This window comes from Silvanigrella aquatica, from assembly GCF_001907975.1.
Classification (GTDB): Bacteria; Bdellovibrionota_B; Oligoflexia; order Silvanigrellales; family Silvanigrellaceae; genus Silvanigrella; species Silvanigrella aquatica.
Genome location: NZ_CP017834.1, coordinates 1757338 through 1774783, shown reverse-complemented (window position 1 = coordinate 1774783; position 17446 = coordinate 1757338). Strand labels below are relative to the sequence as shown.

Here is a 17446-nt window from a genome sequence, read left to right as displayed (position 1 = left end):
TGTTTCCCGTCCGCTGGTTTGGACTGAAGTTATAACCATTTTTATGTTGAGTTGGATTAATCATGACAATCAAAGACCTCTCCCGTGTAAGAAATATTGGTATTTCTGCCCATATCGACTCCGGAAAGACTACTCTTTCCGAACGCATTCTCTTTTATACTGGAAAAATCCACAAAATTGAGGAAGTAAAAGGCAAATCTGGTGTTGGCGCAACAATGGATAGTATGGATCTTGAGCGTGAAAAAGGCATTACAATTCAGTCCGCTGCAACATTCTGCCAGTGGAAAGATCTTTGGGTAAACCTTATTGACACTCCTGGCCACGTTGACTTTACAGTGGAAGTGGAGCGTTCTCTTCGCGTATTAGACGGCGCCATTCTTGTTCTCTGTTCTGTGGCAGGCGTTCAGTCTCAGTCCATTACAGTTGACCGCCAAATGCGTCGCTACCGCGTTCCTCGCATTGCTTTTGTGAACAAAATGGATCGTGCGGGTGCAAACCCTTACCGCGTTTGTCAACAACTTCGTGAAAAATTAAATCACAACGCATGGATGGCTCAAATGGCAATTGGAGCGGAAGACCGTTTCCAAGGTGTTGTTGACCTCCTTACTATGAAAGCTTTCTACTTTGATGGCGCTAATGGTGAAAATGTTCGTGAAGAAGAAATTCCTGTTGATATGATCGAAGAAGCAAAAACACGTCGCTCCGATCTTATTGGTGCACTTGCTGATTTCGATGATAATCTTGCTGAAAAGTTTCTTGCTGACGAATATGTTTCTGCTGAAGAAGCAGCAAAAGTTATGCGTAAAGCAGTTATTAGCTTGCAATTTACTCCTGTATTTTGCGGTTCTGCATTTAAAAATAAAGGTGTGCAACTTCTTCTTGATGCTGTGGGCTCTTATTTACCAGCTCCAAATGAAGTTTCAAACGAAGCTCTCGACCAAGACAACAACGAACAGCCTGTTCCACTTAAGTCTGAGCCAAACCTTCCGCTCGTTATGCTTGCGTTCAAGCTCGATGAAACACGTTATGGACAGCTTACGTTCATGCGTATTTATCAAGGGACTGCAAGAAAAGGCGATATGCTTATAAATATGGCTTCTGAAAAACGTGTAAAAGTGCCACGCATCGTGCGTCTCCACTCTGACGAAATGGAAGATATTGAAGAGGCTTCTGCGGGCGACATCGTTGCTTTATTTGGTGTTGATTGTGCTTCTGGTGATACATTCACAGACGGTAAAATTAACGTAACTATGGCTTCTATGTATGTTCCAAATGCCGTAATTTCTTTGGCTGTTGCTCCTAAAGACAAAGCGGCACAAACAAATTTCTCTAAAGCATTAAATAAATTTACAAAAGAAGACCCAACCTTCCGCGTTTCTCGTGATGAAGAATCTGGTGAAACTATTATTGCCGGAATGGGTGAACTTCACCTTGAAATTTATGTTGAGCGTATGAAACGCGAATTTAACTGCGAAACCATTGTTGGTAAACCGCAAGTGAACTTCCGCGAAGCTCTTACACAACGTGCTGAAATTAACTACACACATAAAAAACAATCCGGTGGTTCTGGTCAGTTTGCGCGTATCGTAGGATACATGGAACCTTTAGTTGATGCTGGCGATAAAATTTATGAATTTTCTGACGACACCGTTGGTGGATCCATTCCAAGACAGTTTATCCCTGCATGCGAAAAAGGCTTCGTAGAGCAAATGAAGACAGGCCTTTTAATTGGTGCTCAAGTTGTGGGTGTGAAACTTATCGTTAATGACGGTTTACACCACCCCGTTGACTCAAACGAAATGGCGTTCAAAACATGTGCGATGACAGGTTTCCGTGAATCCTACATGAATGCAAAACCAGTTATTCTTGAACCTATCATGAAGGTTGGTATTGAAGGGCCTGAAGAGTTCCAAGGAACTATGATGGGTCTTATTAACCAGCGTCGTGGTGTGATCATGGGTACTGCGGGTAACGGTGGCTACTGCCAAATTGAAGCCGAAGTTCCTTTGACAGAAATGTTTGGTTTCTCCACTGATCTTCGTTCTGGTACACAAGGTAAAGGCGAATTCTCTATGGAATTTGCAAAATACGCTTCCGTGCCACGCAACGTTCAAGAAGACATGGTTGCCAAGTATAAAGCAAAGAGAGCTGCTGAAAACAAATAAGTTTTTGCATTTTTCAAAAATGAATTTAAAAGCCGTATGAGTCAATAATAAAACTCATACGGCTTTTTTTTATGCTAATTTATAAAAATAAGGTAACACAAAATGGAAAAGGAGTAGTCATGAAAATTTTGGGTGAAATGTCAACTGGACTTTTCGCGCTGGTGCAAGCGCATGGCACTATTTTACAGCAACTGCGTGTCCATAAAAATATTTGTCAACTTTGGGGTTATGAAAAACTCACAAATTTAATTTTAAATCATTACAATTTAGTTTGTCATCACACAGATAAATTGATGATGATGATGCTCCGCGCTGAAGTTAATTTTGATTTACAAAATTTAAATAAACTCAATATTGGTCAAACTGTGGAAGAGATTTTTGTCAGCGATCGGATTATGGCGGAATCATGCTGTGATTTAGCGGTACGATTGTCGGCCATATCTACACAAAATATAGAAATTCGGCACCTTTTAGAAGAAATGACCTTATTACAAGGTTCTTATGCCACTTTCATGGCGCAGCAATTGGAACTTGTTCGTCAAATGGGGACTCAATTTTATTTAGCGACTCGTTGTTAATTTAGGAGTGAATTTGGCTTTTTTCAATTTCCAATTTACTTTTGTGGTTTTAGACTCATTGCTTTTTTCAATTCCAATTTGCTTTTTTTCATAAATTTGCTGGCATATTTCCCGTATTTGCTTTATTTCTAGTTGTAAAGATAAGATTTTATTTTGAATATTATAAATACCATACTCATTTTCTTTAAAACGTATTAAGAAATTATTTTCTTTTTTTATAGAGTCACGTTTGAATTGTGTTATTTCTTCAAGCTGTTTAACTAACTTTTCTTTAATTAATAAAATGTTTTCGCTCTGTTTTTTATGCTCAATTGATTGGTTACTTTTTAATTGGAGCTCTTTAGCTGATTTAAATATTTTATGTCTTGAAGCTTCTTTTCTAAAGGCCATAACTTTTTTATGTTCTGGAATTATATGATTTGATAATTCTTGATAAATTATTTTATTTTCATCAGGGTTATTAAAGTTTTTTGATTTTTCATCCATTTTGAAATTTTCAAATTTATCCTGATGACTTAGGTAAGAGCCCTGAATTTGAGATCTTTGATGGTTCAATAAATCGCTTAGCTTATAAAAAAGACGATTGCGCGTTTCTATTTTTCTTCGTTCAAATGGAAATACCCCTTTGCTTGTCAATTGCGACAAGCGAGAACGGTTTACACCAAGAATTTGAGCTGCTTCTTCGGCACTAATGGTGAAACTCTCGATCACTTCTTCAGAATTTATGAATTCTTGAAAATTCATTTTTTTATCAGAGCATTCATAGGTATTAATACTATCAGACATTTTTAATAATCTCCAAAGGTTGCATTCCTTAAAATGCAGGCATATATACAAAGAAACAATATCACATAAGGAGGAAGGAGTTTTCTCTTTTTTTGAAAAATTATTATTAATGCCTTAGTAAAACGTTGAAGGAAGGTTTATATGGGCTCTCAATTGATAAATTATAGTTTGCTCGTTCTTTCTGTGTTTGTTTTTATATATCTTATTTATATGATCATTTGTTCTGAGGATCTATAATATATGAAAAATCAGGATACACTTTATCTTATTTTTTTTATTTTAGTATTGCTTATTTTTTCATTTCCACTAGGGATGTATATTCGAAAAGTGATGTCTGGTGAAAAAACATTTACAAGTATTTTTATTTCACCATTTGAAAATTTTATTTATAAATTACTGGGAGTCAATCCCAATGAAAATCAAACATGGCAAAAATATTCAATCGATCTTTTTTTATTTAATATTTTCACATTTATTGTAACATTTTTTTTATTAAAATTCCAAAATATATTTCCTTTCAATCCTCAGAATTTTCCAGCAATTCCAACAGACATGGCATTTAATACAACAATTAGTTTTTTAACAAATACCAATTGGCAGGCTTATGGAGGAGAATCCACTATGAGTTATTTTTCCCAAATGGTGGCTTTAACTCCTCATAATTTTTTATCAGCGGCTACAGGGTTAGCTGGATGTATAGCTATCATTCGAGGATTCACAATTTCAGAGGGAAAAGGCTTAGGAAATTTTTGGGTAGATTTAACACGCGCAACTCTCTACGTTTTGTTACCTTTATCGTTTCTTCTAGCTTTAATTTTTATTTCTCAAGGTATGATTCAAAATTTATTACCTTATATTAAAATAAAAACATTAGAGGGAATTGATCAGATTATTGCTCAAGGTCCCGCGGCTTCACAGATTGCTATAAAACTTTTAGGAACAAATGGTGGTGGTTTTTTTAATGCTAACGCGGCTCATCCTTATGAAAATCCCACGGCATTGATTAATTTCATACAAACCTTAAGTATTTTTTTAATTCCCAGTGCTTTGGTCTTTGCATTTGGAAAAATGGCGAGTCATATGAAGCATGCCATTTCAATTTGGATTGCCATGCTTATTTTGTTTGTAATTGGTGTTTATACTCTAACATATTACGAGTATATAGGAAATCCAAATTTTATAAGTCAATTGCATTTATCTTCTTCCTTCAATATGGAAGGCAAAGAAAATCGCTTCGGTATTTTTGGCACCACATTATTTGCAACAGTGACTACAGATTCATCTTGTGGAGCTGTTAATGCTGCGCACGGAAGTTTAACTCCCTTAGGTGGTTTGATCGTTTTAACAAACATGTTGTTAAATGAAGTGATTTTTGGAGGTGTGGGATCGGGGCTTTATGGTATGATTTTATTTATTATTTTAGCGGTATTTATTGCAGGACTCATGGTAGGAAGAACGCCAGAATATCTAGGAAAAAAAATTGAATCACGGGAAATTAAAATCACAATGTTGCCTGTTATTGGTATACCTGTTTTAATTTTAGGTTTACTTGCCATTGCAAGTATTGCAAAAATAGCAAATATTTCTGTTGGTAATCCGGGGCCTCATGGCTTTTCAGAAATGTTTTATGCCTTTACATCGACAACTCAAAATAATGGCAGTGCCTTTGGTTCTTTGAATGCAAATACACCCTTTTGGAATTATGCCACTTCATTTGCGATGTTTTTTGGGCGTTTTTTAAATTTAATTCCACTTATTGCTATTGCAGGGTATATGCTTAAAAAGAAATCTCGTTCTTTATCAGACAATTCATTCCCTGTTCATGGTGGGATTTTTATCATACTTCTCCTTGGTACTATTCTTATTGTAGGATCTTTAGTTTATTTACCTGCAATTTCTTTGGGGCCTGTATTAGAGCATTTGCAATTAATGTCTCATGTTTTATATCCTGATGGAGGATAATAAATTGAATAACAAAAACTTTTTATCATCTGAACTTTTATTTCCAGCAATTAAAAATTCATTTGTTAAATTACATCCTAAAATTCTTTATAAAAATCCTGTTATGCTTGTTGTGGCATTGGGAAGTATTATTACAACAATAGCCTTATTTTCTGACTACTTTTTAGGAAATCAGAAAGATTTTATATTTTCGTTACAAATATCAATTTGGCTATGGTTTACGGTTTTATTTGCAAATTTTGCGGAAGCTATTGCGGAAGGACGAGGGAAAGCACAAGCAGAAAGTTTACGTAAAACACGTCGTGATACTCAAGCAAGTCTTATCAATATGCAGACAAAAGTCATTCGCACCATACCTGCTTCAAAATTAGTAAAAGGTGATTATGTTGTTGCGACTGCGGGAGAAGTCATTCCTGCTGATGGCACTGTTGTGGAAGGAATGGCGACAGTAGATGAATCGGCAATCACGGGAGAATCGGCGCCGGTAATTCGGGAGTGTGGTGGTGATCGCTCTGCCGTTACAGGGGGAACGACGGTATTATCTGATAAAATTATTATTATGGTAACAGCAGAACCCGGAAAATCATTTCTTGATAAAATGATCGGTCTTGTGGAAGGAGCCGAAAGAAAAAAAACACCAAACGAAATTGCTTTAAATATTTTATTATGCGGATTGACAATTATTTTTCTTTTAGCCGTTGTGACATTAAAACCGTTCGCTCTTTTTCAAAATGTTTCCCTCTCTATTGTTGCACTTGTGGCCTTATTAGTTTGCTTAATTCCGACTACGATTGGTGGACTCCTTTCAGCAATTGGAATTGCAGGGATGGATCGCGTTTTACAACGTAACGTTATTGCTATGTCTGGAAGAGCTGTTGAAGCTGCAGGAGATGTTGATATTTTATTACTTGATAAAACAGGAACTATCACCGTTGGCAATCGTATGGCAACAGAGTTTTTTCCATGTCCCGGTGTTACGGTAGATGAATTGGCACGTGCTTCACTGGCCGCATCGTGGTTCGATCAAACTCCAGAAGGTCGTTCTATTATAAAACTGTCAAATGAAATGCACGCTCATTTTATACTTCCTACAAATTCCATTGCCATTCCTTTTTCTGCCGAAACAAGAATGAGTGGTGTTGATACGCCAACAGAAACTTTTCGAAAAGGAGCCTTAGAATCAATTACCTCTTGGGTGCAATCCTTAGGTTCTAAAGTACCACCAGAGGTGATTTATAACGTAACAAAAATTTCTAAATTAGGTGGTACTCCTTTAGTTGTTACAAAGGGATCTCAAGCTTTAGGAGTTATTTATTTAAAAGATGTTGTCAAGCCTGGAATCAGTTCACGTTTTGAGCGTATTCGTGCTATGGGGATTCGTACCATCATGATTACGGGAGATAATAAGTTAACAGCCGCTGCTATTGCAGCGGAAGCTGGCGTAGATGATTACTTGGCAGAAGCAAAACCTGAGGATAAATTAGCGCTTATAAAATCATTTAAACAAGAAGGTCTTATGGTTGCTATGTCGGGCGACGGAACAAACGATGCTCCGGCATTGGCACAAGCTGATGTGGGTCTTGCCATGAATACAGGGACGCAAGCGGCGCGAGAAGCAGGAAATATGATTGATCTCGATTCTGACCCTACAAAAGTCATTGAAATTGTAGAAATTGGCAAGCAGCTTCTCATCACACGCGGTGCTTTAACCACATTTAGTATTGCCAATGATGTGGCAAAGTATTTTGCCATAATTCCTGCTTTGTTTTTAACATCAATTCCAAGTCTAGGTGTGTTTAATATTATGCATTTAGCAAGTCCGAATAGCGCTATTTTATCTGCTGTAATTTTTAATGCGATTATAATTATATTTCTAATTCCACTCGCATTAAAGGGTGTCAAATATAGGCCTCGTTCTGCATCTAATTTATTACGTTATAATTTGATTGTTTTTGGTTTGGGTGGAGTTATTCTTCCTTTTTTAGGTATTAAATTAATTGATGTCATTATTACAAATTTGAATTTAGTTTAGAAATTGGAAATTATTATGAGCAAATCAATTTATAGATCAATTGTTCTTACTATTGTGATGTTTGTATTGCTAGGGTGTATTTATCCTTTAGTTGTAACAATTTGTGGTAAATATTTTTTTCCAAATCAAAGTCTTGGTGGCCTTGTTTATAAAAATGAGAAACCAGTAGGATCTCTGCTTATTGCACAAAATTTTTCTCAGCCTAAATATTTTTGGGGGCGTCCCTCTGCCGCTGGTGATAAGGGTTTTGATGCCACAAACTCAAGCGCTTCAAATTTAGCAGCAACAAATAAAGCCTTAATTGATCGAATGGAGCAAACTATTCAAAAATTTCTTAAGGAAAATCCTACAGTCAAACGTGATGATATTCCTGTTGATCTTGTTACCATGTCTGCCAGTGGATTGGATCCAGATATTTTTTTACAGGCGGCGAGAATCCAAATACCGCGTATTGCGAAGGTAAGAAATATAAGTGAAAATAAATTGCAGATGCTGGTTGAAAAATACATACAAAAACCAGCTTTCGGATTTATTGGTTCCGAAAATGTCAATGTTTTACTTTTAAATATAGCTCTTGATAAAGAAACTGAAAATTTAAAGAAGTAACATGAAAACATTTGAAGAAGTTCTTGAAAGTAAAAGGCGTGGTTCTTTAAAAATTATTATGGGATATGCTGCAGGTGTGGGAAAAACTTTTTCCATGCTTTCCGAAGCACAGGCTTTGAAACAAAGAGGTTTTGATGTGGTTATTGGTTATGTTGAACCTCATAGAAGACCAGAAACCCAAGTTCTTGTTGTAGGATTGGAACAGGTGCCACTCAGAAAATGCGCGGTAGGTGATGCCCAATTTAATGAAATGGATGTCGACGCTATTATTGCACGTAAGCCACAAATAGTTTTAGTAGATGAGCTTGCTCATACTAATGTCCGTGGGAGTAAACATGCCAAGCGTTACATGGATGTTATGGATATTTTAAATGCTGAAATTAACGTGATATCGACACTCAATGTGCAGCATTTAGAATCCGTAGCAGATAGAGTAGCGGCAGCAACAAAAGCTCCAGTGCAAGAGCGTATTCCCGATAAAATTTTACAAATTGCCCATCAAATTGTCATGGCAGATATTTCTATGGACGATTTGCGTGAGCGTTTAAGACTTGGCAAAATATATGACAAAGAAAAAGTGGATAATGCTCTAATTAATTTTTTTACATATCATAATCTCTCTTTTTTACGTGAAATCTGTTTGCGTGAAGCTGCTGGAAATCAATTTCAAAAAATGCAAGAAAATAATTTTGGAGAGTCAAAAGCTTTTGCAGAAGAAGCCGTAATGGTGGCTCTGAGTTCCGATCCGACCAATGCGCCCACATTAATTCGTAAAGGAACAAAATTGGCAGCACGATTATCTAGTCGAGTTTATGTTACTTATGTGCAAAAAAAAGCTGAAGATCCTGCTCATATTGATTCACAACTACAACGAAAATTACAAACAAATTTTGATTTAGCAACCCGCTTGGGAGCTGAGGTGCGTGTTCTTCATGGTGAAAATGTTTCAGATGTTCTGGTCAATTTTGCTTTTGAGCATAAAATTTGCCACGCTGTTTTTGGCAAATCAAGATTAACTCCCATTCGTGAACGAATTCGTGGTTCTATTTTATTAGAGTTTATTCATGATGCGGTTGGTATTGATGTACATATTATAAGTGTTGAATAAAAAGGTAAAAAATGACTGCTCTACCTCCCATGCGCAGGGAAATATTAACTGAAATTTTAAAAATTGTATTTTTATCAGGAGCTCTTTCCCTATTGCTCATTATTTCAATTTATTTAAGCGGCAAAAATCCTAAAAGTGTTTTTTCGAATAACTATCAGTCTATAAACTCTATATTAGTCATGTCTGATTCCTTAGATTCTTTATTTTTAGCCAGAAATCATCTTATTGAATTGAAAAAAAAAGAAATGGAAGACTTTCAATCTGCATTAGATTATCTTGAAAAATATAATGAAAATCCTATTGAAATTGATTTGCTAAAAAAAATTAAAGTTTTGTTTGAAAGTTATAAACTTAACGATAAAAACTTGATTTATTCTGAATATGTTAAAATGCGTGAATTATTAAAAAAGCTTGTAGAAGAAAATCAAAAAAGTAATGCAAAAATCATTGCTGATAGAGAGTCTTTAACTACTAAAATATTAATATTATCATGTATATTATTTTGTTTTGCATTGTTTTTATCGGTTTATTTTTCTGAAAAACTTTCCTCTCGGATTGCGCAGCCTATAAAAAAAATTGCAGAAATATTGCAGCACAAACCAAGTCTTGGTCAAAAGTTAAAATTTCCACAACCTGAAAATCTTGAGATTAAAATCCTGCTGATAGAATTAAATGATTTATGGAAAAGATTAAGCGATTTACACAACGCAAATATGAAGAATTTAAATGCTCAACGAAATGAACTTGACGCGGTATTTGATGCTATGGAAGATGCTATTTTTATTTTAGACCACCTTGGAAAAATTGAACATCATAATAAAGTTTTTGCTAAAGTAATGGGTGCAAAAGCGAATCATTTAAATTTTCAAGCATGGAATGATGTATCTTTATCTTCTTTATCATATATTCAATTACGAAATTTATTGCGCAAGGAAAGTTTTGAAGAAACACAATTTTATGCTGTTGTCGATCAGGTCGGGTGTCTTTTTCAAGTCCGCAAAAAAATCATTTACGACAACAATAAAAATAAATGCGGTACTATTTATATTTTACACGACATTACAAATACCCTTTCACCCGAACATTTTTCTGAGTTATCATTGAAGCTTCAAGAGGCTCAGTCTAAATATGAATAGTCCTTTGCTTATCTTGTTTTCATTTGGCATTGAGACGATATGAATTTCATATTTTGAAAGGGAATCTTTAAAGTGAAAAAAATATCAATAATAATGACCTGTTGCTTGGTTTTTGGTGCTTGTACTTATAATCTTGATGATAAATCTCCTCCTAAGAAATCAAACGAAGAAGTACTCGATGAGTTGTGTGCCAAAGGAAATCAACAAGCTTGTAACTTAGCTGATGAGTTTCAAAAGAAAAAAGAAGAAAGATATCAAAAGATTATTAAAGATAGCGGCCTTAGGAGCAAGTAACTTTTTCATTGATCTTTTTTAAATAATACAATAGTTTTTGTGTTCTTAAGCAGATCAATGAGGGTCATAATGCTACATAAATTGTTTTTTAATGCTAATAAATCTCATTTATATCATTTCATAAAAGTAATTTTTATTTCGTTATTTTCTTTTTATAGCTGCACTTCTTCGCTTAATAAATCCTCTATAAAATCCCTACAAAATCAAAAAGCACTGGTGTTTTATGCTTCTGATGACCCTCTTTGGCTCCCTTATTTTTCGAACGCATTTACCCGCCGTATATCTTCAGAAGGCTTATATGAGACTGTGCATAATAGGGAATTAAATAAGGAATGGATGCTTAATAGCGTGGGGAAAAGAGAAAATATGAATATGGAATTTAAGTTCTCCCAGTTTGCTATTAAAATAAAAAACTTTATTAAATTAGGTCAAATGCAGCAAGCGCGTAATTTAGCTAATACTTCTATGAAAGAGGCGGCTCAGTTGCTTTCGCAAAATCCGTCATCAGTTTCTTTTTCCTATGCTATTCTCGCCTTTTGGTCGGCAGCAGCAAATTTAAACTCATCTAAACAATACGCTAAAAATTATGCTTTAATTTATGAAAAATATGCTTCTTTTAGTTTAAAAGATTCCTTAGAGTCACAAATTGATTCTCATTTAATTGATCAATTAAAATTATTAACTTCGGACTCTTTAATGAAACAGAAATCTGTAAAAATTATAAATTCTAATTTATGCAGTATTTTTGTGAATGGACAGGAATTGAAATCTGATTCTGTGTTGCTGCCTCTTAAAATGCCTAGTGTTTTATCGGCGAGTTGTACGAATGGCTCTTATTCGAAGTTTTTTTCTTCTGAAAAAATAACCTCAATCAAAATTTCTCCGCAAATGCCAAATACATTTTATTCTATGCCGCATTTTTCGGCATTGCCGCGGGAGCAAATTCAGGCGCTTCGCCCTGCTATTGTCATTCTTATTTTTTGGTCGCATTCCGGCAAGTACTTAGAATCCTGTATGGTAGATCCTAAGAGTTTTCTTGTTGTTAAAAAAACACGTATTTCGCTGTCGTCAAAAAAAGATTTAGATGAAGCGGGCGATAACCTTATCATGTTCTTAAAGTCAGTTAGGCTTGCCTCTTTTAAAATTTATAACTCGGACTTGACCTCAAGTCGCAATTGACCTATTCCCTTGCTCATAAATTGCTGTCAAAAGGTTGTCGTTTTAATACCAGCTTTTTCACATCTTTTTTGGCTAGATTATCTGCTTATTTCATACGCTTTTTAATTTTAATGCTGATTAAATTTGAAGATCTTTACTGCCAGAATTTTTATTCCCACACTATTGACAGTGTCTTTTAATCTGGGCTACCACTATATATGACAAATGCCGGCATTTTCATCCTACTCTTTGAAGTGCCGCAACTCCTCTAACTGGACGATTTGCGGTCGATGAATTTCCGCGGCATTGTATACCATTCATTTGTATGGCTATGTATTAACTGCTCTTTTCTTTGAGTCAAGACGTGGAACGACTTGTACACCATCTGGAGAAATTTCATGGCGATGTCCTCTTACAGACCTTATCACCCTAAAGCGAATCTTTCAGAATTGAATTTTTCTAATGTAGATTTCAATTCTTCCATACCAAATATTATTCTTGATGTACGTCCTCTGATTGAACAAGGAAGAGAATACTCATACATTGCAGCGAGTTTATTGTCAGAACAACTTCGTCTTGAAGTTTTAAATACAATAGGAATGAGCGCGCAGCCGTCTTCAGCTCCTGAGCAAGAAAAACACTATCCGACACTTTCGGAATATGTGGCGTTTGGCACATCACAAGGACAATTGTCTTCTCGTTTACGCGAGCTTGATTTAGAATATTTAAACTCTTGTATTCGACATGAACGCAATTATTTATTTGATTATTTGGGCTCACATACTCTTTATGATCGCTATCTTTTGCATAAAAAAGGCATGCGCTACGAATCCTTTCAGCATTTCTGGATGCGCGTGGCTATGGGTGTTGCTCTGGCAGAAGGTAACGCTGTGGAAGCAACAAAACATGCTGCAGAATTTTATGAAGTTGTATCGCAAATGCTTTATGTACCAAGTACTCCTACGTTATTTAATTCGGGAACAAATCATTCGCAAATGTCGTCTTGCTTTTTAACGACAACACAAGATGATTTGCTCGATATTTATCGTCAGTATTCTGATAACGCAATGCTTTCTAAATATGCAGGTGGTTTAGGTAACGACTGGACAAATATTCGTGGCAGCGGCAGCTGGATTAAAGGAACAAATGGACGTTCGCAAGGCGTTATTCCTTTTATTAAGGTACAAGATTCCTCTACTATTGCTGTAAATCAAGGTGGAAAAAGAAAAGGTGCTGTGTGTGCTTATCTTGAAACATGGCACTTAGACATTGAAGATTTTTTAGAACTTAGAAAAAATACCGGTGATGAACGCCGTCGTACTCACGACATGAATACAGCAAATTGGATTCCCGATTTGTTTTTAGAAAGAGTTGAAAGTAACAGTGAGTGGACATTGTTTTGTCCTTCTGAAGCAAAAGACTTACACGAATCTTACGGTGAAGAATTCAAGCGCCTTTATGAGATTTATGAACAAAAAGCAGCACAAGGTGAAATACAAAATTATAAAAAAGTTTCCGCTGTACAATTATGGCGTAAAATTTTAACGATGATTTTTGAAACAGGACATCCTTGGGTTACATTTAAAGATCCTTGTAATTTAAGAAGTGCGCAACGTCATGCGGGGGTTGTACACAGCAGTAATCTTTGTACAGAAATCACTTTAAATACAAATTCTGAAGAAACTGCCGTTTGTAATTTGGGATCGATTAATTTAAAAGCCGTATTTCAATCTGAAAATCCTGCAAAAACATTAGCGCACGCAGTCAGTGTGGGAATGCGTATGCTTGATAACGTTATCACTGAAAACTTTTATCCCATTAAATCTGCTGAGACAGCAAATCATAGACACCGTCCCGTAGGACTCGGATTTATGGGCTTTCAAGATGTTTTATACATGAAGAAAATTCCTTATTCTAAACCTGAAGCTATGTGGTTATCAGAAAAAATTGCGGAATATATTAGCTTTCATGCCATTAAAACTTCCGCATTATTAGCGGCCGAAAGAGGATCCTATTCTTCTTACCAAGGTTCGGTTTGGTCTAAAGGTAAGGTACCAAAGGACACCATAACCGAATTAGGAAGTCATGTGCGTATTCCAGAAGCTCCGACAACGTATGTTACTTTATCAAACGAACAAAAACCTTGTGAAGATTTATTGTTTGCTGATGGTTTCAAACATAAATTAGACTGGGATGAAGTTCGGCATCTTGTAGGCAAAGGAATGAGAAATAGTCTTTGCTTAGCAGTGGCACCAACAGCGACAATTTCAAATATTTCAAATTGTACACAATCTATTGAGCCTACATATAAAAATCTCTATGTAAAAAGTAACATGGGTGGTGACTATACTATTATCAATGAATATTTAATTGATGATTTAAAAGCATTGGGTCTTTGGAGTGCTGATTTATCTCGTGAATTAAAGCGCTATGATGGTGCTTTAGATGACCTTGATGTACCAGAACATATTAAAGAATTATATAAAACAGCATTTGATATGGAACCAGAACAATTGATTCGTTGTGCTTCATTACGTCAAATTTATATTGATCAAGCACAAAGTTTAAATTTATATATGTCTGCGCCCAGTGGAAAGAAAATTGATGAAATGTACCGTTATGCTTGGCATAGTGGTCTTAAAACAACTTATTATCTGCGTACAAGAGCCGCAACAGGGGTTGAAAAATCAAGTTTATCTTCGGTAAAAAGAAAAGAAACAATTTTACCACCTGAAGTAAAAGCATGTTCTATAGACAATCCTGAATGTGAATCTTGTCAATAAGATTTATAATTCACAAGGAGAATTTAAATGTTAATTAATGAAATTAGACCGCAGCTTATGCCTTTTCAATATCCTTGGGCATGGGATGAATTTAAAAATTTATGTAAAAATCACTGGCTTCCTCAAGAAATTTCAATGGCTTCTGATATTGCACAGTGGAAAAATCAAGGTTACCTTACGCAAGATGAGCGTCACCTTATTAAAAAAATCTTAAGTTTTTTTGCGAATACCGATGTGTTAGTTGGCGATAATATCATTATGGCTATTTATAAGCACATCACAAATCCAGAGTGCCGCCAGTATTTAACGGCTCAAGCATTTCAAGAAAGCATTCACTCATGGAGTTATTCCCACATTGTGGAATCGCTTTCTATGGATCAGCAAGAAGTGTTTGGTGAGTTTAAAAAAGTAGGAACAATTAAAGATAAACACGACTTTCAAGCACAGTTTTTTGAAGGTATTTTAAATGAAGGTTTTACAACAAAGACAAAAGAAGGTCGTGCTTTATTTTTGAAAAATCTTTGTGCTTATTATGTGGGCATGGAGGGAATGCAGTTTTATAGTGCCTTTGTTTTGTTACTAAACTTTAAACGCCGCAATCTTCTTGTGGGAACATCGGAACAACTGGAATATATTGTGCGCGATGAGAGTTTACATTGTCGCTTTGGCACCAAATTAATCAATCAATATATTGAAGAAAATAGAGATATTTGGACACCGGAATTAAAAGCCGAGGTTTCTAAAAATATTGAGCATGTGGTTGAACTTGAAGATGCTTTTGTAGCTGATTCCTTACCGCGCGATATTTTAGGATTGTCCCGTTCGCAATTTGCACGTTATATTCGTTATATTGCAGATAGACGTATTGAAAGCATTGGTCTCGATCCTATTTATGGTGAAGAAGAAACACCTTTCCCTTGGATGAATGAGATTATGGATCTCCCTAAAGAAAAGAATTTCTTTGAAACTCGTGTGACAGAGTACCAAACAGGATTTGGATTAGAATGGTAATTTGAGGAGATTGTGTGAAATAAATTCGCGTTTTAAGTTACCTTAAACTCATTTGTTTCCTAATGCTAACAAAAATAATGGGGTGTTCCTCCTCCTCCTCAAAATATCCTTTAACGGATCATTGCAACGGCTCAAAATTTTATAATCCTGTTGAATCCTCGGAGCACGGATTTTTGGATGTTGTAAAGTTAATGTTTGCATTTTCATTTGAAAATTGGCCAGAAAAATTAGAAAATTCAATAAATTTAGATATAAAATGAACACTAAAAGAAAATGAAATTGCTGTTACTTTTGTGAATTATGCCACAGTTTTAATTCAAGTAGCAGGTTTACTGCAAAAATTAAAAGGTGCTTTTTCTCCAACATTTTTTTCCATTAGGTAATAAATTATTATTAAGTAACTATGGAATTGAAAATGTAAAAAAATCGATTGGGGTCTTGGGGGAGTAGAAGCGAAAACTGTCGGTATGCGCTAGTTGACATATTATGTTATATAAAAATACCCATTTTATGTCACTTCCTAAATATATTGCAACTAAAGGAACTATTTCTTTAATCAAAAAATTTTTAGATATTGTAAAAAAATCTGCATCAATTATAGCCCTAAAAATACAATAAATTAAAGACTGGTGGGAGTTTGGACAACAACAAGATGCAAGAAGTAAGGAAGAACAAAGGGAAAAACTTATAGCAAATAATCGACAAGGACAAGATAGAGATCTTAATAGAAATGGTGGTTCTACTGGTGCTCACGGAAAAATTGTTGATAGACCTATGAGATCTTCTGGTAGTGCAGCTGAAAGAAATTCAAGAACTGCAAGATAGTTTCTTTAATTTTCTAAAGTAATATATAAGAGTAAAGTTTAATATTATGTTATCAATTAAAAAAGGTTCGAAACAAAATTTAATAAAAGGAATTAGTGTTGGAGAATCTGCAATGTACATTTTAAGAATATAAGCGTCAAAAGTTAAAAAAACTATTGGTAATATCATAAAAACAAATGCGCCTAAAAAAGATATAAACATTAGAGTGGTATAAAGTGTTACATAACGAATGAGAATATCTTTAGTTCCATTATACTTATAAATTATAAAAAATGCGATAATATCTAACCCGTATTTTAAAAATGCTATTATATTATTATTTAAAGGCTCTCCTAAAAGCCATATCTTAACTATATTTGCTGTAATTTCCTCAATAGATTGAATCAAAAAATAATATGGAAAGCCAAAACTGATAAAAATAAAAAGATAAATTACCATTCTTTTTTCTGATAATTTATTTTTTGATAATATATCAATCAATTTATTTGGGTTAAAATACATTTTATTACCTTTAAAACCTATTTTGAATAATTCAAAATAGGTTTTTTTATATCATGATATTTTAATTAAATCAATTAATTAAATCTTTATCTATACTTCCGCAGCAGTAGAAGTGAGAATTTATTAATTTTATGACAAAAAACAAAAGAAGCCGTATATAGACCTTCCGATTGATGGAGGGCGTCATGACTATTTCTGTTTACTTTGCTGAAGGCTTTGTTGATTTACTTAAAAAAGTTCGATTTAAAGATCCCAGACCATTAGTTCAGAAAAAAGCAGAAGCGCTCATTTTGCATACACATAGCATACCAATTAAAGAAATTTTAAAAATATTAGGTTCTTGTGAAAATACAATTTGTTCTTATTTTCATGAATTTAGGAAGAACGGAATTGAAGGTTTACTTGAAAAAAAAATTGTAAAAAGAAAAAGTGAACTTTACAATTTTCGAGAAATGATTGAAGAAGAATTTCGCAAAAATCCTCCGCAAACTTCAAAAGAAG

Annotated in this window: 14 protein-coding genes; 12 read left to right on the top strand and 2 right to left on the bottom strand. The window is 34.7% G+C overall.

Annotation, left to right across the window (positions count from 1 at the left end; all coding sequences use genetic code 11):
- Positions 1-62 precede the first annotated feature (62 nt).
- Both fusA and AXG55_RS07390 read left to right on the top strand, forming a co-directional pair.
- Positions 63-2165, top strand: a complete 2103-nt coding sequence (fusA, locus tag AXG55_RS07395; protein ID WP_148697487.1) for an elongation factor G — start codon at positions 63-65, stop codon at positions 2163-2165.
- Positions 2166-2284: 119 nt separating this feature from the next.
- Positions 2285-2743 (top strand): ferritin family protein, encoded by a 459-nt coding sequence (locus AXG55_RS07390; RefSeq protein ID WP_233231063.1) that lies wholly within the window; start codon positions 2285-2287, stop codon positions 2741-2743.
- On the opposite strand, the gene AXG55_RS07385 is transcribed toward AXG55_RS07390, so the two are convergent.
- On the bottom strand, positions 2726-3529 hold the full coding sequence (locus tag AXG55_RS07385) for a helix-turn-helix transcriptional regulator (protein WP_148697485.1): 804 nt from the start codon (positions 3527-3529) through the stop codon (positions 2726-2728). The two genes, AXG55_RS07390 and AXG55_RS07385, sit on opposite strands and share 18 nt — an antisense overlap.
- A 240-nt stretch (positions 3530-3769) precedes the next feature.
- On the opposite strand from AXG55_RS07385, the gene kdpA reads away from it, so the two are divergent.
- The 9 genes from kdpA to AXG55_RS07340 all read left to right on the top strand — a co-directional run bounded on the left by kdpA (position 3770) and on the right by AXG55_RS07340 (position 15619).
- Positions 3770-5491, top strand: coding sequence for a potassium-transporting ATPase subunit KdpA (gene kdpA / locus AXG55_RS07380; RefSeq protein WP_148697484.1), 1722 nt, complete (start codon positions 3770-3772; stop codon positions 5489-5491).
- Positions 5481-7523, top strand: a complete 2043-nt coding sequence (gene kdpB, locus AXG55_RS07375) for a potassium-transporting ATPase subunit KdpB (protein WP_148697483.1) — start codon at positions 5481-5483, stop codon at positions 7521-7523. Before kdpA ends, kdpB begins: the two co-directional genes overlap by 11 nt.
- A gap of 15 nt (positions 7524-7538) precedes the next feature.
- Complete coding sequence (gene kdpC, locus AXG55_RS07370) at positions 7539-8129, top strand: potassium-transporting ATPase subunit KdpC (RefSeq protein WP_148697482.1); 591 nt, start codon at positions 7539-7541, stop codon at positions 8127-8129.
- Position 8130: 1 nt separating this feature from the next.
- Positions 8131-9237 (top strand): kinase, encoded by a 1107-nt coding sequence (locus tag AXG55_RS07365; RefSeq protein WP_148697481.1) that lies wholly within the window; start codon positions 8131-8133, stop codon positions 9235-9237.
- A gap of 11 nt (positions 9238-9248) precedes the next feature.
- Complete coding sequence (locus tag AXG55_RS07360) at positions 9249-10373, top strand: PAS domain S-box protein (RefSeq protein WP_148697480.1); 1125 nt, start codon at positions 9249-9251, stop codon at positions 10371-10373.
- Positions 10374-10445: 72 nt separating this feature from the next.
- Positions 10446-10667 carry a hypothetical protein gene (locus tag AXG55_RS07355; RefSeq protein WP_148697479.1) on the top strand — a complete coding sequence of 74 codons (222 nt, stop codon included), beginning with the start codon at positions 10446-10448 and terminating at the stop codon, positions 10665-10667.
- 69 nt (positions 10668-10736) lie between these two features.
- On the top strand, positions 10737-11846 hold the full coding sequence (locus AXG55_RS07350) for a hypothetical protein (RefSeq protein WP_148697478.1): 1110 nt from the start codon (positions 10737-10739) through the stop codon (positions 11844-11846).
- 377 nt (positions 11847-12223) lie between these two features.
- Positions 12224-14608 carry a ribonucleoside-diphosphate reductase subunit alpha gene (locus tag AXG55_RS07345; RefSeq protein WP_148697477.1) on the top strand — a complete coding sequence of 795 codons (2385 nt, stop codon included), beginning with the start codon at positions 12224-12226 and terminating at the stop codon, positions 14606-14608.
- Between the two features lie 27 nt (positions 14609-14635).
- Complete coding sequence (locus AXG55_RS07340) at positions 14636-15619, top strand: ribonucleotide-diphosphate reductase subunit beta (protein ID WP_148697476.1); 984 nt, start codon at positions 14636-14638, stop codon at positions 15617-15619.
- A gap of 807 nt (positions 15620-16426) precedes the next feature.
- Here AXG55_RS07340 and AXG55_RS07335 read toward each other — a convergent pair.
- Positions 16427-16945: a hypothetical protein gene (locus AXG55_RS07335; protein ID WP_148697475.1), complete on the bottom strand. Its 519-nt coding sequence runs from the start codon at positions 16943-16945 to the stop codon at positions 16427-16429.
- Between the two features lie 185 nt (positions 16946-17130).
- Here AXG55_RS07335 and AXG55_RS14845 point away from each other — a divergent pair.
- A partial coding sequence (locus AXG55_RS14845; protein ID WP_233231061.1) for a helix-turn-helix domain-containing protein occupies positions 17131-17446 on the top strand: 316 nt, incomplete at its 3' end.

Bases quoted from the DNA above. Each gene is read 5' to 3' on its own strand.
- kdpC (WP_148697482.1), top strand. From the start codon at position 7,539: ATGAGCAAATCAATTTATAGATCAATTGTTCTTACTATTGTGATGTTT.
- AXG55_RS07345 (WP_148697477.1), top strand. From the start codon at position 12,224: ATGGCGATGTCCTCTTACAGACCTTATCACCCTAAAGCGAATCTTTCA.
- AXG55_RS07360 (WP_148697480.1), top strand. From the start codon at position 9,249: ATGACTGCTCTACCTCCCATGCGCAGGGAAATATTAACTGAAATTTTA.
- AXG55_RS07340 (WP_148697476.1), top strand. From the start codon at position 14,636: ATGTTAATTAATGAAATTAGACCGCAGCTTATGCCTTTTCAATATCCT.
- AXG55_RS07350 (WP_148697478.1), top strand. From the start codon at position 10,737: ATGCTACATAAATTGTTTTTTAATGCTAATAAATCTCATTTATATCAT.
- kdpB (WP_148697483.1), top strand. From the start codon at position 5,481: ATGGAGGATAATAAATTGAATAACAAAAACTTTTTATCATCTGAACTT.
- AXG55_RS07385 (WP_148697485.1), bottom strand. From the start codon at position 3,529: ATGTCTGATAGTATTAATACCTATGAATGCTCTGATAAAAAAATGAAT.
- AXG55_RS07335 (WP_148697475.1), bottom strand. From the start codon at position 16,945: ATGTATTTTAACCCAAATAAATTGATTGATATATTATCAAAAAATAAA.
- AXG55_RS07390 (WP_233231063.1), top strand. From the start codon at position 2,285: ATGAAAATTTTGGGTGAAATGTCAACTGGACTTTTCGCGCTGGTGCAA.
- AXG55_RS07365 (WP_148697481.1), top strand. From the start codon at position 8,131: ATGAAAACATTTGAAGAAGTTCTTGAAAGTAAAAGGCGTGGTTCTTTA.
- kdpA (WP_148697484.1), top strand. From the start codon at position 3,770: ATGAAAAATCAGGATACACTTTATCTTATTTTTTTTATTTTAGTATTG.
- fusA (WP_148697487.1), top strand. From the start codon at position 63: ATGACAATCAAAGACCTCTCCCGTGTAAGAAATATTGGTATTTCTGCC.